This is a genomic window from Streptomyces sp. NRRL F-4489 (assembly GCF_001509485.1).
Classification (GTDB): Bacteria; Actinomycetota; Actinomycetes; order Streptomycetales; family Streptomycetaceae; genus Streptomyces.
On sequence record NZ_LLZI01000033.1, the window covers coordinates 1 to 14,957 of the forward strand.

General features: G+C 74.2%; 15 protein-coding genes and 2 tRNA genes. 8 read left to right on the top strand and 9 right to left on the bottom strand.

Going from position 1 to position 14,957, the window contains the following annotated elements:
* Nucleotides 1-185 precede the first annotated feature (185 nt).
* Entirely contained in the window at nucleotides 186-686 is a 501-nt protein-coding gene (locus ADL22_RS04945) for a DUF3830 family protein (RefSeq protein ID WP_066974170.1), read from the bottom strand.
* Nucleotides 687-805: 119 nt separating this feature from the next.
* Here ADL22_RS04945 and ehuB point away from each other — a divergent pair, with 119 nt between their 5' ends.
* From ehuB to ADL22_RS04975, 6 genes are all read left to right on the top strand, one after another.
* On the top strand, nucleotides 806-1,780 hold the full coding sequence (gene ehuB / locus ADL22_RS04950) for an ectoine/hydroxyectoine ABC transporter substrate-binding protein EhuB (protein WP_234430542.1): 975 nt from the start codon (nucleotides 806-808) through the stop codon (nucleotides 1,778-1,780).
* Complete coding sequence (gene ehuC, locus ADL22_RS04955; RefSeq protein WP_066974183.1) at nucleotides 1,777-2,568, top strand: ectoine/hydroxyectoine ABC transporter permease subunit EhuC; 792 nt, start codon at nucleotides 1,777-1,779, stop codon at nucleotides 2,566-2,568. The genes ehuB and ehuC overlap by 4 nt, the downstream gene beginning before the upstream one ends.
* Nucleotides 2,565-3,215: an ectoine/hydroxyectoine ABC transporter permease subunit EhuD gene (gene ehuD, locus ADL22_RS04960; protein ID WP_066974171.1), complete on the top strand. Its 651-nt coding sequence runs from the start codon at nucleotides 2,565-2,567 to the stop codon at nucleotides 3,213-3,215. The genes ehuC and ehuD overlap by 4 nt, the downstream gene beginning before the upstream one ends.
* The gene (gene ehuA, locus ADL22_RS04965) at nucleotides 3,205-4,056 is read left to right on the top strand and encodes an ectoine/hydroxyectoine ABC transporter ATP-binding protein EhuA (protein WP_420711537.1); all 852 of its coding nucleotides are present in this window, start codon (nucleotides 3,205-3,207) and stop codon (nucleotides 4,054-4,056) included. Before ehuD ends, ehuA begins: the two co-directional genes overlap by 11 nt.
* Nucleotides 4,057-4,556: 500 nt before the next feature.
* A complete protein-coding gene (locus ADL22_RS04970) occupies nucleotides 4,557-5,315 on the top strand; it encodes an IclR family transcriptional regulator (protein WP_066974172.1) in 759 nt (252 codons plus the stop codon).
* A gap of 118 nt (nucleotides 5,316-5,433) precedes the next feature.
* Nucleotides 5,434-5,507, top strand: a tRNA-Lys gene (locus tag ADL22_RS04975).
* 78 nt (nucleotides 5,508-5,585) lie between these two features.
* On the opposite strand, the gene ADL22_RS04980 is transcribed toward ADL22_RS04975, so the two are convergent.
* Complete coding sequence (locus ADL22_RS04980) at nucleotides 5,586-7,349, bottom strand: AMP-binding protein (protein WP_066974173.1); 1,764 nt, start codon at nucleotides 7,347-7,349, stop codon at nucleotides 5,586-5,588.
* 137 nt (nucleotides 7,350-7,486) lie between these two features.
* Here ADL22_RS04980 and ADL22_RS04985 point away from each other — a divergent pair, with 137 nt between their 5' ends.
* On the top strand, nucleotides 7,487-8,020 hold the full coding sequence (locus tag ADL22_RS04985) for a DinB family protein (RefSeq protein WP_066974174.1): 534 nt from the start codon (nucleotides 7,487-7,489) through the stop codon (nucleotides 8,018-8,020).
* A 71-nt stretch (nucleotides 8,021-8,091) separates the two neighbouring features.
* Here ADL22_RS04985 and ADL22_RS04990 read toward each other — a convergent pair whose 3' ends face one another.
* Together ADL22_RS04990 and ADL22_RS04995 are read right to left on the bottom strand one after the other, a co-directional pair.
* A complete protein-coding gene (locus tag ADL22_RS04990) occupies nucleotides 8,092-9,435 on the bottom strand; it encodes a hypothetical protein (RefSeq protein WP_234430543.1) in 1,344 nt (447 codons plus the stop codon).
* Nucleotides 9,435-9,854 (bottom strand): SsgA family sporulation/cell division regulator, encoded by a 420-nt coding sequence (locus ADL22_RS04995; RefSeq protein ID WP_234430544.1) that lies wholly within the window; start codon nucleotides 9,852-9,854, stop codon nucleotides 9,435-9,437. Before ADL22_RS04995 ends, ADL22_RS04990 begins: the two co-directional genes overlap by 1 nt.
* A gap of 627 nt (nucleotides 9,855-10,481) precedes the next feature.
* Here ADL22_RS04995 and ADL22_RS05000 point away from each other — a divergent pair.
* Nucleotides 10,482-10,555: transfer RNA gene (locus ADL22_RS05000), tRNA-Lys, on the top strand.
* Nucleotides 10,556-10,626: 71 nt separating this feature from the next.
* Here ADL22_RS05000 and ADL22_RS05005 read toward each other — a convergent pair.
* The 5 genes from ADL22_RS05005 to ADL22_RS05025 form a co-directional block, all read right to left on the bottom strand.
* Nucleotides 10,627-11,064 carry a hypothetical protein gene (locus ADL22_RS05005; protein WP_066974176.1) on the bottom strand — a complete coding sequence of 146 codons (438 nt, stop codon included), beginning with the start codon at nucleotides 11,062-11,064 and terminating at the stop codon, nucleotides 10,627-10,629.
* A gap of 95 nt (nucleotides 11,065-11,159) precedes the next feature.
* Nucleotides 11,160-11,939 carry an HAD-IIA family hydrolase gene (locus ADL22_RS05010; RefSeq protein ID WP_066974177.1) on the bottom strand — a complete coding sequence of 260 codons (780 nt, stop codon included), beginning with the start codon at nucleotides 11,937-11,939 and terminating at the stop codon, nucleotides 11,160-11,162.
* A gap of 126 nt (nucleotides 11,940-12,065) precedes the next feature.
* Entirely contained in the window at nucleotides 12,066-13,121 is a 1,056-nt protein-coding gene (locus ADL22_RS05015) for a 2-aminoethylphosphonate ABC transporter substrate-binding protein (protein WP_066974178.1), read from the bottom strand.
* Between the two features lie 84 nt (nucleotides 13,122-13,205).
* Nucleotides 13,206-14,003, bottom strand: a complete 798-nt coding sequence (locus ADL22_RS05020; protein ID WP_066974179.1) for an ABC transporter permease — start codon at nucleotides 14,001-14,003, stop codon at nucleotides 13,206-13,208.
* Nucleotides 13,990-14,957, bottom strand: a 968-nt coding sequence (locus ADL22_RS05025; RefSeq protein WP_066974180.1) for a 2-aminoethylphosphonate ABC transporter permease subunit, incomplete at its 5' end; no start/stop codon positions are given. The genes ADL22_RS05025 and ADL22_RS05020, both read right to left, overlap by 14 nt.

Below are 14,957 nucleotides of genomic sequence, written 5' to 3' on the forward strand. Positions count from 1 at the left end.
GGGGGCGGGGCCCCTAGGGTGGGGGCGAACGGATCCCGTAGGGGTCCGGAGCGCCCCCTGCGGGGCCTCAACGCCCGCCGGGCGCAGGGTATTCCGGCGGGCCGGCGGCACCCGGGCGGACCGGCGAGGCGCCCGGCCGGGCCGCGGTCGGCGCCCGGCCCAGCCGCCCCGTCCGCCCGCCTCCCTCACGCCCGCCGGAAGCTGAGGGTCTCCCCCAGGGCGCCGGCGCGCCACAGGTCCTGGCAGGCGTCGGCCATCCGGTCCAGGCCGTCGATCACCGCGCCCCAGACGATGCCGGGGACCCAGCCCGCGTCCCCGTTGATCAGCAGGTTGTTGCGCTCGTAGAAGAGGGCGAGGTCGACGACGGTGGCCCGGCCGCGATGCTTGGCCTGCGCCTCGTAGCCGTAGGACGAGGTGCCCAACTGGGTGTCGCTGAAGGTGAAGTAGCACAGGTCGCCGGGGATCGGGGTGATCGTGGGGTTCTCCAGCGGCGGCTCCTGGGGCGCGAACGGCGGGACCAGGGTGTAGATCTCGTTGCGGGCGTACTTGGCGTGGTAGACGTCACCGCCGAGCGGGAGCGCGTCCCAGACGGCGGCACAGGTGACGGGAGCGCGATCGTCGAGCAGCTTGGCGGTGCAGCTGACGCCGCGCTTGTCCAGCGAGACTTCGATGAGGCGATCGGTCATATCCCGAGCGTAGGGGGCAATCCCGGCGTACGGAACATCTCCCGCGCACCCTCCCCGGGCCCTGTGAAGGACCGGAAACGACCGGCATAGGTGTGAACGCTTCGGGTAGCCGCGCGCCCATGGGTCCACCACCGAGCACGGCACCGGACAATCAGAGACCGTTTCCCAGACCCATCCGCCGGAGACCTGACATAGCCGGACAACCCACCAGCGGCATCCGCCGCCGCACGCTGCTCGCGGGGGTAGCGGCGCTCGGCGCGACGGGTGCGGCGGCCGCGGCGAGCGGCTGCAGCCGGGTCCCCCCGGCGGACGCGGCCGGCGGCGGCCACCTGCTGGCGCGGCTGCGCGCCAAGGGCTCGGTCACCCTGGGCCTGGCCGGCGAGCAGCCCTACGGCTACATCGGCACCGACGGCAAGATGACCGGTTCGGCGCCCACCATCGCGAAAGTGATCTTCAAACGGCTCGGCGTCCCGCGCGTCGAGCCGTTCCCGACCGACTTCGGCTCGCTGATCGTCGGCCTGAACTCCCAGCAGTTCGACGTGGTCGCGGCCGGGATGTACATCAACCGCGAGCGCTGCGCCCAGGTCATCTTCGCCGACCCCGAGTACCAGATGCTGGACGCCTTCCTCGTCCGCAAGGGCAATCCGCTGAAGCTGCGCACCTACAAGGACATCGCGCGCACCGGCGCCCGGATGGCCACCGGCGTCGGCTACGCCGAGATCGGCTACGCCAAGGCGGCCGGCGTCCGGGACATCACCACGCTGCCCGACCAGTTGGCGGGCCTGCTCGCCGTCGAACAGGGCCGGGTGGACGTCTTCGTCGGTACGGCGGTGACGGTGCGGAACGTCGTGAGGCAGTCGGGCACCACGAAGGCGGAGGCGACGCCCGAGGTCACCCCGTACGTCAAGGGCAAGCCGGTGATCGACGTCGGCGCGTTCGCGTTCCGCACCCCGGAGACCGGTCTCCGCGACGCGTTCAACCGCGAGCTGCACAGGATGAAGCGGTCCGGGGAACTCCTGGACCTCATGCGCCCCTTCGGCTTCACCGCCCGGCAGATGACGACGATCACCGCCAAGGAGAAGTGCCGGCCATGAGCGACATCACCTGGGGGCTGTGGGAACTCCTCCTCAAGGGCGTGTGGGTCACCGTCCAGCTCACCGTCTGCAGCGCGGCCCTGGGGGCCGCCGTCGCCTTCGGCATCGGGCTCGCGCGCACCCACCGGTGGTGGGCCGTGCGGTTCCTGTCCGGGGCCTATTTCGAGATCTTCCGCGGCACCTCCGCGCTGATCCTGATGTTCTGGGTGTTCTTCGTGCTGCCGCTGGGGTTCGGCTGGCAGCTGGTGCCGATGTGGGCGGCGGTCCTCACCCTCGGCCTGACCTACGGGGCGTACGGCTCCGAGGTCGTCCGGGGCGCGCTCGCCGCGGTGCCGGCCGCCCAGCGCGAGGCCGCGATCGCGCTGAGCTTCTCCCCCGGCCAGCAGCTGCGAAAGGTCCTGCTGCCGCAGGCGTGGCCGGGGATGGTCCCGCCGTTCACCAATCTGCTGATCGAGCTGCTCAAGGGCACCGCGCTGGTGTCGATCCTGGGCGTCGGCGATATCGCGTTCGCCGCCTCACTCGTCCGCAACGCCACCGCGCACAGCGCCCCCGTCTACACCGTCATCCTCGTCATGTACTTCGTCCTGGCGTTCGCGCTGACCCGCGGGATGCGGGTGGTGGAGCGGCGCGCCAAGGCGGGCGTCGGCCAGGCCCCGGACCGGCGGACGCCGCTGCGGGCGCGGCTGCGGGCGCGGCTGCGGGCGCGGCTGCGGGCGCGGCTGCGGCCCGCTCCCGCCGGCCCGGCGGCCACCGGGACCGCCGCCCGCGCGGAAGGGGAGGCCCGATGAGATTCGACTGGTCCGCGGTCGGCGCCTTCCTGCCGGCCTTCGCGCAGGGCGTCCTGGTCACCCTCCAGGCGCTGGTCCTCGGCTCGCTGATCGCCTTCGGGCTCGGCCTGGTCTGGGCGCTGGCCCAGCGCTCGCGCCGCGCGGCGGTGCGCCGGCCGGTGACGGCGTTCACCGAGTTCGTCCGCAACACCCCGCTGCTGGTGCAGCTGTTCTTCCTCTTCTACGTGATGCCCGAGTGGGGCGTGACCCTGAGCGCCCTGGCCACCGGGGTGATCGGTCTCGGCCTGCACTACTCGACGTACACCGCCGAGGTCTACCGCTCCGGTATCGACGGCGTCCCGGCCGGCCAGTGGGAGGCGGCGATCGCGCTGAGCCTGCCGCGCCGCCGCACCTGGACGGCGGTGATCCTGCCGCAGGCGATCCGCCGCGTCGTCCCGGCCCTGGGCAACTACGTCATCGCGATGCTGAAGGACTCGCCGATGCTGTTCGCCATCGGCGTGCTGGAAATGCTGGGCGAGGCCCGGCAGTTCTCGTCCCGGACGTTCCAGACCGTCGAGCCGTACACGGTCGTCGGGATCGCCTTCCTGCTCCTCGCCTACCCCGCCTCCCTCCTCCTGCGAGCCCTGGAGCGCCGCCTTGTCCGCTGACCGCAGCACCCCGCACACCCCGCCGGCCGCCGCGGTCGGCGGCCAGGCCCCCGCCGGCGGCCCGGCCCCGGCCGAGGGCACCGAGCTGATCCGCTTCGACGCGGTGACCAAGCGGTTCGGCGCGCACACCGTCCTGGACGCGCTGGACATGACGGTCTACGCGGGCAAGCACGTCACGCTGATCGGCCCGTCCGGATCGGGCAAGACCACGATCCTGCGGCTGCTGATGACGCTGCTGCGGCCGGACGAGGGCACCATCACGCTGGGCGGCCGCTACCTCACCCACGAGGAGAAGGGCGGCAAACTCGTCCCGGCGAGCGACCGCTACAGCCGCGAGGTCCGCAAGAACATCGGCATGGTCTTCCAGCAGTTCAACCTCTTCCCCAACATGAAGGTGCTGCGGAACCTCACCGAGGCGCCCGTCCACGTCCTGGGCATGGACAAGGACGCCGCCGAGGAGCGCGCCCGCGAGCTGCTGGAGCTGGTCGGTCTGACCGCGCACCTCGACAAGTACCCCGCGCAGCTCTCCGGCGGCCAGCAGCAGCGGGTCGCCATCGTCCGGGCGCTGGCGATGCGCCCGCAGGTGCTGCTGCTGGACGAGGTGACCTCGGCGCTCGACCCGGAGCTGGTGGCCGGGGTGCTGGACCTGCTGCGGGACATCGCCCGCTCCACGGACATCACCATGCTGTGCGTCACGCACGAGATGAACTTCGCCCGGGACATCTCGGACTGCGTGATGATGTTCGACGCGGGCCGGGTCATCGAGTTCGGGCCGCCGGAGCAGATCTTCACGGATCCGGCGAACGAGCGGACGCGGGAGTTCCTGAGCGCGGTGCTGTAGGCGCCGGGCCTGCCGGGCCGGTCCCGGTGGGCCTGCCCGGACCCGGTCCCGGCGGGGATTTTGAGCCGTTCCGGGGCGGGTGCGGTGGGAGGGGCCGCTGTGCCGTACGGGCCGGGCGGGGTGCGTGGGACGGCTGGGCCGGGTGCGGCCCGTGTGCCGATCTCGCCGGGAAAAAACCGGACGGCACGTCAACTTCGCACGTCACCGGGGGCCGTCAACCCCGGCCGTCAGCACCCCCGCCCACCCCCCGCCGGCCGCCATCGCCGCCGGTCGGCGGGGTGCGGCACCGCCCGTTCATGACCTGGTCATATGCCGGAGTGCAGGGCGCCTGCACAGACGCGTGAACCGATCCGGTTTTCGGTCAAGACCCTCTCCGCGCGGGTGCGTTCACCGCTATCGTGATACGAGCCCGTTGTCCGGAAGCGGTCCGCGTCGCACGCCGGCCCGCCCCGCCAACGACGGTCACGTCGCAAGCGGTACCAACCTCCTAGGGGGACACCGTGGCGCTGAAGCCCGAGCCGACCGCGCCGTTCCATTCGGTGCAGCACGCCCTTCGCGTACTCGAAACGATCTCCCGGCACGCCGGCGGCGTGACCGATGTGGAGATCGCGCGCGAAACCGGTCTGCCGACAGCCCACCTCAGCCAGCTGCTGTCGATGCTGCGCCGGGAGGGGTACGCGCAGCAGCTCACCGATGGCGCGTACACCGTCGGGGACGCGCTGCTGCTGCTCGGCTCGGGCGCCGACCGCAGCCGCGCCCTGCGCGACAAGCTCCAGCGCACCCTGGACCAGCTGCGCGACTCGGTCGGGGCCGCGGTCTACATCAGCCGGTACATCGACGGCGAGGTCAAGATCACCCACTACGCCGACGGCCCGATGGCGCCCAAGGTGAACGAGTGGGCCGAATTCCGCCGCACCGCGCACGCCAGCGCGGTCGGCAAATGCCTGCTGGCCCAGCTCGACCACGACGGCCGGATGGACCACCTCTCGCGCCACAAGACCGCCCGGCTCACCTCCCGGACGATCACCAACGAGAAGGTGCTCTTCCACAAGCTCGACAGCCAGCCGCCGACCGTGCCCGTCCTCGATCTCCAGGAGTACGCGGTCGGCACGGTCTGCGCCGCCGTCCCGATCACCGCCGGGAAGACGGTGGGCTGCCTGGCCCTGTCCATGCCGCTGGAGCACGCCCACCGCCTCCGGCAGGCCGCCGACACCCTCAACCGCAAGGCCGCGCCGGTCCTGCTGTCGCTGGCGATCTGAGGCGCGGGGCCGGGGCGGGGAGCCGGAGCGGGCGGGCTCCGGGGCCGTGCCGGGCGGCCCGGTGGCGGGGTGGTCATGAGCACCCCGTTCGACCAGGTAGTATTTCTTTCGTCAGCGCGCGCCGCTAGCTCAGTTGGTTAGAGCAGCTGACTCTTAATCAGCGGGTCCGGGGTTCGAGTCCCTGGCGGCGCACGTAGGAAGTGGGCGTCCTCGGTTTTCCGGGGGCGCCCACTTCGTTGTGCCCGTTCGTTGTGCGCCCGGCCCGGCCGGTCACCGTTCCAGGAGCTGCGCGCGGCCGTGGTCGCGGTAGCGGGCCAGGAGGGCCGCCAGATCGCGGTCGGTGAAGCGGCGGTACGCGTACGGGGCGGGGCCGGCCGGGGCGGCCGCGCCGGAGCGGGCGGGCGGCGGCCCGGGCGGGCGCCACCAGACCGGGCCGGGGCAGCGGAAGCCCTCCCGCCGCAGGGCCGCCCGGTGCACCTTGTTGGTCGCGGTCACCGGCAGCGCGGCCATCGGGCGGACGAACCGGGGCGCCATCTTCGTCCCGAGATCGGGCTGGGCGGCGAGGAAGGCCGCGAAATCCTCCGGGTCGAAGGCCGTGCCGTCCGCCAGCGCCAGCGCGGCCATGACCTGATCGCCGGCCACCGGGTCGGGCACCGCGTAGACGGCGGCGCCGGTGGCCGGGGCGTACCGGGCGAGGATGTTCTCGATCATCGCGGCGGCCAGGTTCTCGCTGTCCACCCGGAGCCGGTCGTCGGCCCGCCCGGCGAAGTGGAAGAAGCCGGCCGCGTCCCGGAAGAAGAGGTCGCCGGTCCAGTACCAGCCCTCGCCGGCCCGGGCCTCGCCCCGGCCCCGGGTGCGGGCGGCGGTGGCCTCCGGATTGCGCCAGTAGCCCTCGAACGGGCTGCGCCCCCGGTTGACCAGCTCCCCTATGGCCTCGTCCCCGTTGAGCAGCCGCCCGGCCGCGTCCAACCGGGCGCGCGGCCGCTCCTCGCCGCTCTCCGGGTCCACGACGGCGAGATCGTCACCGGGCGCGGGGCGGCCGACCGCACCGGGCGGGGTGTCCGGGGTGCGCCGGAGCGCCGCGCCGCCCTCGGACGAGCCGTAGCCCTCGACCAGCGGCACCCCGAACCGCTCGGCGAAGCGCGCGGCGTCCACCGCCCCGGCCTCCGTCCCGAAGCCGGTGCGCAGCCGGTGGTCCCGGTCGTCCGGGCCGGGCGGGGTGGCGAGGAGGTACTGCACGGCCCGGCCGACGTAGGTGAAGTAGGTGGCGCCGTGGCGGCGGACGTCGGGGAGGAAGGCGGAGGCGGAGAAGCGGCGGCGCAGCGCGGCGGCCGCGCCGGCGGCCAGCGCCGGGGCCCAGCCGGCGATCACCGCGTTGCCGTGGAACATCGGCATGCACAGGTAGTGCACATCGTCCCGGCGGACGCCGAAGTGGCGGACCAGGGACTGCCCGGCGGCGGAGAGCCTGCCCTGGCTGCACAGGGCGGCCTTCGGCGCCCCCGTGGAGCCGGAGATGAAGTACAGCAGCATCCGGGTGCCGGGGTCCGGGGCGGCGCCGCCCGGTCGTCCGGCGGCGCGGAGCGCGCCACCGGTGACGTCGGCGGGCCGCGCGTCCTGGTAGGGGGCGAGCAGGTCCCCGTAGGCGGGGTCGTCGGTGACCAGGACGCGTTCGGGCGGGAGGGGCAGGGTCAGGCCGGTGAGCAGCGGGAGGTGGGCGCGTTCGGTGATCAGCAGGGCGCAGTCGGTGTGGGCGATGTCCCGGAGCAGTTCCGGGCCGCGGCGGGTGGGGTTGATCCCGGCGACGGCGGCCCCGGCGAGCGCGGCGGCGCTGAGCCACAGCGGGAATTCGGGGACGTTGTCGAGCAGCACCCCGATGTGCGGTTCGGCGCCGGGCGGCAGCAGGTCCGCGAGCAGCGCGGCGCGGGCGGCGGCCCCGGCGGCCATCTGGTGGTGGGTGAGGGCCGCGTCCTCGGAGGTGAGGGCGGTGCGGTGGTCGCCCCACTGGGCGTGGACGAGTTCGGCGACGGTGCCCATGCGGCGGAGGGTAGCTGACGGGCCGTCAGTTCAGAAGGGGCGCGGGCCGGCCGTCCCGCCCCGTTCCGAACCGGCGGGCAGGGCGACGGGAACCCGGCCCGCGGGTGATTGTCAGTGGTGGGTGCGAAGGTGGGGGCATGGCAACGACACCTGACGGGCGGCGCATTCCGCCGCCGCGAGCCGCGGAGCGGGAAACGCTCGAGAGCTGGCTGGACTTCCACCGCGCGACGCTGGAGCTGAAGTGCGCGGGACTCGACGACGAGCAGGCGCGCCGGGCCTCGGTGCCGCCGTCGCCGATGACGCTGCTGGGCCTGGTCCGCCACCTGACGGAGGTGGAGCGGAACTGGTTCCGCCGGGTCTTCGCCGGCCAGGACATACCGCCGGTGTACGGGGACGGGGCGGGCGACGGCTTCGCGCTCGACCCCGAGCCGGGGCAGGGCATGGCGGACGCGCTGGAGCGCTGGCGGGCCGAGGTCGCGCGCGGCCGGGAGCTGATCGCCGGGGCGTCCCTGGACGACTGCGGCGCGCTCCCGGAGCGGGAGGCGGCCCACGTCGGCGAGCGGGGCGTGTCGCTGCGCTGGATCCTCGTCCACCTCATCGAGGAGTACGCCCGGCACAACGGCCACGCCGACCTCATACGGGAGCGCGTCGACGGGGCCACGGGCGCCTGAGCCCCCGACATCCGGCCCCCGGGCGGGTCTGCCGCCGCGCGCCGCCCGTTCGCGGCCGGGCGCGACGGCGGTCAGGCCGCCGCGCCCAGGGGCCCCGGGGTCGGGGCGGCGGCGGTGTTGACCAGGGCGGCGTACGTGCGGCGCAGGGCTATCAGGGACTCCTGCGCCTCCCGGTAGACGGCCGCGTCCGGGCCGCCGCGGTGGGCGAGGGTGCGGACGGGGGCGCAGTGCCGGTCCATGGCGCTGAGCCAGGCGCGGTGCTGGGCCGGGAGGTGGCGGCGCAGGTGCTGGCGGCGGCCCTCGCCGATCCGGCGCCCGCCGATGCCGAGGACGGCGTCCGCGGCCTGGAGGACCGGCGGTTCCAGGGCGCCCTGTTCGGCGAGCGCGCCGAGGACCGCGCGCTGCTGGTCGGTGGCCGGGGCGCAGGCCAGTTCCGCCGCCTCGGAGTGGAGTTGGGCGCGCAGCGCGTGCTGGATGCGGACCAGGCGGCGCAGCGCGGTCGGCGTGGAGGAGTCGTCGGGGGCGCGGCCGGCCAGGGTGTCGGCGAGGCGGAAGAGCCAGATGCCGTGCGCCTCCAGGCGGGTGGCGGCGAGCATCAGCCGGTCCAGGCGGCTGAGCGGTTCGCCTTCCGGCGCCCAGCGCACGATCGGGACCAGCGCCTCGGTACGGGCCAGCTGGTCGATGGGGATATGGCGGCGGGGCTTGCGTTCGGGGGCCCAGTTGTGGAGGGCGAGGGTGGGCAGGGCGACGAACTGGTCGTGGTCGATGCGGTGCGCGATCGCCGCCCAGAGCTCCAGGAACGCCTCGTTGGCGACCTCGCGGGCGGCCGGCGCCTGCGGGTCGAGGGCGCCCCAGCCGCAGGACACCGCGAGGACCGCGACGCGCATCGCGGCGGCCTCGGCGTTGCGCGGCGAGAGCCGGGAGACGCGCTGCCGCAGGGCGGCCAACTCCCCTGCCCGCTCGGCCCGTTCGACGACCGCGACGGCGGTCGCGCGGTCGGGCGCGACGGCCGCCTCCCGCGCCATGGCGTCGAGCCGGGTCCAGGTACCGATCATGGAGCGGACGGGGGGCCGCTCGGGCAGGAAGCCGTGGGCGCAGGGGTCGTGCGCGGTGGCGCCGCCGGTCGCGCCCTCGTCGCCCTGCGCGTACGAGGCGGCGGGCGGCGTCTCGGCGGCGGCGGGCGAGCCGGCGCGGGTGCCCGCGCCCGTACCCGTACCGGCCGGGCCGCCCTGGACGGGGATGCGCACGGCGGCCGGCCCGCGGGCACCGGCCCGGTCGGCGCCACCGCGGTCGGCGGGACGGGCCGCGGTCCGGGTGGCCGTCGCGGTGGCCCCCGGGATGCCGCCGGCAGTGGTGGTGGCCGCGGGTACGGCGAGGCGGGTGTCAGGCGTCGTCGTCATCGGTGTGGGAGTCATCAGCACTTCCCCGCCAGGAGGCGGGCCAGGTGGGCGTCCATATCGAGATAGCGGTCCTCGTGGCCGGGCGGGACGATGGCCGCGGTCTGGTCCAGCCAGGCGGCGAGCTCGGTGGCGCGGACCGCCAGTTCGCAGACGCTGTCGTCGGTGGACAGCTCGATGTGCACCCGGCGCCGGGCGCCGCGGCCGCCGGCCGGCCAGACCCGCACATCGCCCTCGCCGACCGTGCCGGAGAGTCCGCGCAGCAGCAGTTCGCGGGCGAACAGCCAGGTGGCGACGGTCTCGCCGCGGCTGAGGAAGGCGACCTCGACCTCGTAGGGGCGGTCGCCGCGGTAGCTGAAGCGGCCGGCCACCGGGACCGTTTCGTCCGGCCCGAGGAGGAGCTGCATCTCAAGGGTGCGCTTGGCTGTCGACACCACGGCGGTCAACCTTTCCGGAGAGGGGCGAGTCCCGGGGCCCCGGGTCGGGGCTCGCGTACTGGCAGACGTCGGCTCGCGGGATGGGGTTGCAGGCGGCGGCGCAGTAGTGATGGACGCCATGATCGGCGGGGCGGTCGCGGGCCGGGGCGCGGGCCCGGCGGACGGGGCGGGCCGGGGGTGGTCGTTCCCGGGAGTGCCATGCCTGTTCTCCTCCGGGCCGGGCTGCTCGTGGGCGGGCGCCGCGGCGCCGGTCCTACCGCGTCCGGCGCCGCCCCTCAGCCTCTCAACTGCCCGCCGAAACCGCATGCTGACGGGGCAACTGCCGTACTACGCCCGCAAACTCGATCTTCACAGAACAATCCGGACGCCCACTCGGCCGAAGGTCCCGAGATGGCGGGACTTCCGCCCCGGGCGGGCGGGGACGCGGTGAGGTAAGGGGCGGGTGGGGCCCGTGGGGCGCCCGGGCGGCGACCACCCGGACGGAACGGAGGCAAGCCACCGAATGCCGCCGGAAGCCGCCGGCACCGGCAACAGGGTGACGGGTATCACAGCCCCTGGAGGCGTGAGCGGCGCGTTCGCGGGTACGGACCACCCCCGGAGTTCGTGTAGAGTTTTCTTCGTCAGCGCGCGCCGCTAGCTCAGTTGGTTAGAGCAGCTGACTCTTAATCAGCGGGTCCGGGGTTCGAGTCCCTGGCGGCGCACGTAGGACTGAGGCCCCTCGCATCGCGGGGGGCCTCAGTCGTATGCGCGCACGGCGCCGGGCGGGCCGCTGTCAGTCGTCGTCGCCCCCGCCGCTCCCCTGGCGCTGCCGGCGCAGGCGCAGCCGCAGGCGGAGCAGCTGCCCCGCGATGACCAGAACGGCCCCGCCCGCCAGCACCAGCCCGACCGCGGACGTACTGCTCAGCTCACGCCGAGTGGCCGGCCGCCGGGGCACGAGCCGGGGCCCCAGCTGCGGCCCGAGCCGCGGCGCCGTGAGCACGCCGGGCGGCGCCAGAACCCGCACGGTCCCGTACTGGCCGGATCCGTACTGACCGGATCCGTACGAGCCGGAGCCGTACGGGCCGGAACCGTGCGGGCCGGGGGCGGCCGGCGCGGGCGCGGCCGGGGCCCTGGTGGCGGGGGTGCCGCGGGCGTCGGCGGCGTACGCGGGTGCCGTCGACACCGCGCACGCCGCGACCGCGGCACAGAGGGTGAGCTGCGGTGAGCGCATGGTGTACCTCCGGTTACTCCGAAGGTCCGCCGGACGGCCGCCCCCCGCATCCGGGACGCCACGGCGCTGCGCCGCTCGGGTGACCGCGAGCGGCCCTACACCAGCTCGACGAGGTCGGCGATGGAGTCCACGACCCGGGAGGGGCGGAACGGGTGGCGTTCGATGTCCTCGGGGCGGGTGAGGCCGGTGAGGACCAGGAAGGTCTCCATGCCCGCTTCCAGGCCGGCGACGACGTCGGTGTCCATCCGGTCGCCGATCATCGCGGAGCTCTCGGAGTGGGCGCCGATGGCGTTGAGGGCGTGCCGCATCATCAGCGGGTTGGGCTTGCCGACGAAGTACGGGTCGACGCCGGTGGCCTTGGTGATCAGGGCGGCGACCGAGCCGGTGGCGGGGAGGGCGCCCTCCGGGGAGGGGCCGGTCTCGTCGGGGTTGGTGGCGATGAAGCGGGCGCCGTTGTTGATCAGCCGGATGGCCTTGGTGAGGGCCTCGAAGCTGTACGTGCGCGTCTCTCCCAGGACCACGTAGTCGGGGGCGTGGTCGGTGAGGACGTAGCCGATGTCGTGCAGGGCGGTGGTCAGGCCGGCCTCGCCGATGACGTAGGCGGTGCCGCCGGGGCGCTGTTCGTCGAGGAACTGGGCGGTGGCCAGGGCGGAGGTCCAGATGGACTTCCAGGGGACGTCCAGGCCGATCCGGCTGAGGCGGGCGTGCAGGTCGCGCGGGGTGTAGATGGAGTTGTTGGTGAGGACGAGGAAGGGCCGGCCGGAGTCGCGCAGCCGCTTGATGAAGGCGTCCGCGCCGGGAACCGGGACGCCCTCGTGCATGAGGACGCCGTCCATGTCGGTGAGCCAGGACTCGATCGGCTTGCGCTCTGCCACTGCCACTCCTGCCGTACGTGTTGACCAGGGCTGGCCGGTTGGCCAGGGCGCCGGCCGGGCCCGGTAAGGGCGGCCGACGGCCCCAGCCTAAGTCAGGGGCGGCGGGGTCGGGCCGGGCCGGCGGGGTCAGCTTTGGGTGGCTGTTTTCCAGGCGGTGAGGTAGGTGTCGAGGTTTTTGGTGAGGTCGTTCCAGTCGGGGCGGAAGATGTCGACGCCCTTCATGATCGCGGCGAGGGCGGTGGCGTTGCGGTCGGTGGGGTGGATGTCGGTGCGGGCGGCGAAGCCGCCGCCGATGGCGGAGACCTGTTCCTGGACGGGCTTGCTGAGGAGGTAGTCGAGGAACTTGCGGGCGTTGGCGGCGTGCGGGGCGTCGCGGACCAGGCCGGCGGCGTAGGGCAGGGCGAAGGTGGTGGGGCGGGCGCCGGCCTTGGCGGCGGGGAAGAAGATGCCCTGGTGGGGCATGGTCTTCATGTTGGCGTAGTTCATCTGGACGTCGCCGTTGGCGACGAGGAGTTCGCCCTTGTCGGTCTTGGGGGCGAGCTGGCCGGTGGAGGAGGACGGGCCGACGTTGTTGGCCTGGAGCTTCTTCAGGAAGGCGAGGGCCGGGCCCTGGCCGCCGAGGTCGTGCAGGGCCTTGATGAGGACGGCGGTGCCGTCGCCGGCCACGCCCGGGGTGGAGTACTGGAGTTTGCCGGCGAAGCGCGGGTCGGTGAGGTCCTGCCAGGTGGCGGGCGGCTTGGCCAGCTCCTTGGTGTTGTAGATGAAGCAGAAGTAGTTGTTGACGACGGCGGTCCAGCGGCCGTTGGGGTCCTGGTCGGCGGCGGCGACGTGTTCGGCGCCCTTGGGGCGGTAGATGTCGAGGAGTCCCTTGCCGTCCGCCTGCTGGATGAACGGCGGGAGGGTGACCAGCACATCGGCCTTGGTGTTGGTGCGTTCGCGGGCCAGGCGCTGGACGGCGGCGCCGGAGCCGGACTCCACGTAGTTGACCTTGATGCCGGTCTGCCGCTCGAAGTCCTTGAAGACCTTGTCGTAGAAGCCGTCGCCGCGTTCGCTCTTGAGGCCGTCGGCGCTGTAGACGGTGATCTCCTTGGCGTTCGGGTCGGCGGTGGTGCCGCAGGCGGTGAGGGCGGCGGCGAGGGCGAGGACGGCGGCGCCGGCGGTGAGCGGGTGGCGGCGGGGCATGGGCGGGCTCCTGGGGGACGGCTGGGGCGTACGGGCGCGGGGCGCGTACGGACGTAAGGGCGTACGGGCGTAAGGGGGGCGGGGTCAGCGGTACGCGGCCCTGGTGCGGAGGCGGGAGACGGCGAGGAGGACGAGGAGGGTGGCGGCCATGAGGACGACGGCCAGCGCGGCGCCGGTGAAGAGGGCCCCGCGGTCGGTGGCGGCGAAGATCTGGACCGGCAGCGGCATCCAGTCGGGCGGGTAGAGCATCATCGTGGCGCTCAACTCGCCCATGGACAGGGCGAAGCACAGACCGGCGGCGGCGGTCAGGGACGGCAGCAGCAGCGGGAGCTTGATCCGCCACAGGACGGTGGCGGGGCGGGCGCCGAGGCCGGCGGCGCTCTGCTCGTAGACCGGGTCGAGGCGGGCCAGGGCGGCGGTCACGGACTGGTACGCGAACGCGGTGACCAGGACGGCGTGGGCGGTGATCACGATCCGCGGGGTGCCGTTGAGGAGGAACGGCGGCCGGGAGAACGCGACGAGGAGGGCCAGGCCGACGACGACGGACGGCACGGCGACGGGGAGCAGGAAGAGCGTGTCGAGGAGGCGGCGGGCGCGGCGGCCGAGGCGTTCGGCGGCCAGTGCGGCCCAGGTGCCGGTGGTCAGGGCGGCGGCGCTCGCGGCGAGGGCGGTGAGCAGGCTGGTGGCCAGGGCGGCCGGGGCGCCGCCGCTGGCCAGATCCCGGTAGTGGGCCAGGGTCGGGGCGGAGGGGAGGACTCCGCTCCAGCCGCCGGCGAACGACGCGGTGGCGATGACCAGCAGCGGCAGCGCGAAGACGGGGACGAAGAGCAGGAAGAACACCGCGTGGATCGCCCGGCGGGCGGCGGCGCTATGGACGAGCACGGGAGGCACCTCCGGGGGCGGCGGGCGCGGCCGGCCCGGTGGGGGCGGGCACGGGCGGGGTGGTGGGCCGGGGGGCGCGGCGGCGGCCGGTGCGGGCCGTCGTGGTGCGGCGGGACGGGGCGGCGCGGGCCGCGACGGCGCGGTAGAGGGCGTAAAGGGCCGCCGAGAGCGCGATGTTGACGACGGCGACGACGCAGGCGCCGGTGTAGTCGCCGTCGAGGATCGCCTTGGAGTAGACGAGCACCGGCAGCGTGACGACGTTCTTGGCGCCGGTGAACAGGACGATCCCGAACTCGTTCAGGCACATCACCAGGACCAGCGCGCCGCCGGCCGCGAGCGAGGGCAGCGCCTCCGGCAGGATCACGCTGCGCACGATCCGGGCCGGCCGGGCGCCCAGCGAGCCGGCGGCCTCCAGCTGGGCGGTCTCGACCTGGGCGAACGCGGCCAGCAGGGGCCGCATCACGAACGGCGTGAAGTAGGTGACCTCGGCCAGCAGCACGCCCCAGGGGGTGTGCAGGAAGTCCAGTGGCCCGTGGGCGGCGCCGGTGACGTCGGTCCACAGGCCGTTGGCGATACCGGCCGTCCCGTAGAGGAACAGCAGGGCGAGGGTGATCAGGAACGACGGGAAGGCCAGGAAGAGGTCGATGAAGCGGGCCAGGGCCCGGCCGCCGGGGAACGGCACGAAGGCGATGACCAGGGAGAGGAAGAGGCCGAGGAGCAGCGCGCCGACCGTGGCGCCGGCCGCGATCAGCACGGTCGTGACCAGGGCGTCCTGGAAGGCGGCGGTGGTCAGCACCTCGGTGTACGGGGCGGTGGTGGGGCCGCCGCCGTCCTCGGGGGTGAGGGACTGGGCCGCCACCAGGACGAGCGGATAGAGGAAGACGGTGGCCAGGGCGGCGACGGGCGGCAGCGCCCACAGGGCGGCGGCGGCCCGGCGGGGGCGGGGGCGGAGTC

What these genes read in the sequence shown, in the direction of transcription:
- ADL22_RS04980 (WP_066974173.1), bottom strand. Translation starts at nt 7,349, where the DNA reads ATGGGCACCGTCGCCGAACTCGTCCACGCCCAGTGGGGCGACCACCGC.
- ehuC (WP_066974183.1), top strand. Translation starts at nt 1,777, where the DNA reads ATGAGCGACATCACCTGGGGGCTGTGGGAACTCCTCCTCAAGGGCGTG.
- ehuD (WP_066974171.1), top strand. Translation starts at nt 2,565, where the DNA reads ATGAGATTCGACTGGTCCGCGGTCGGCGCCTTCCTGCCGGCCTTCGCG.
- ADL22_RS04985 (WP_066974174.1), top strand. Translation starts at nt 7,487, where the DNA reads ATGGCAACGACACCTGACGGGCGGCGCATTCCGCCGCCGCGAGCCGCG.
- ADL22_RS05005 (WP_066974176.1), bottom strand. Translation starts at nt 11,064, where the DNA reads ATGCGCTCACCGCAGCTCACCCTCTGTGCCGCGGTCGCGGCGTGCGCG.
- ADL22_RS04990 (WP_234430543.1), bottom strand. Translation starts at nt 9,435, where the DNA reads ATGACTCCCACACCGATGACGACGACGCCTGACACCCGCCTCGCCGTA.
- ehuB (WP_234430542.1), top strand. Translation starts at nt 806, where the DNA reads ATGGGTCCACCACCGAGCACGGCACCGGACAATCAGAGACCGTTTCCC.
- ADL22_RS04945 (WP_066974170.1), bottom strand. Translation starts at nt 686, where the DNA reads ATGACCGATCGCCTCATCGAAGTCTCGCTGGACAAGCGCGGCGTCAGC.
- ADL22_RS05015 (WP_066974178.1), bottom strand. Translation starts at nt 13,121, where the DNA reads ATGCCCCGCCGCCACCCGCTCACCGCCGGCGCCGCCGTCCTCGCCCTC.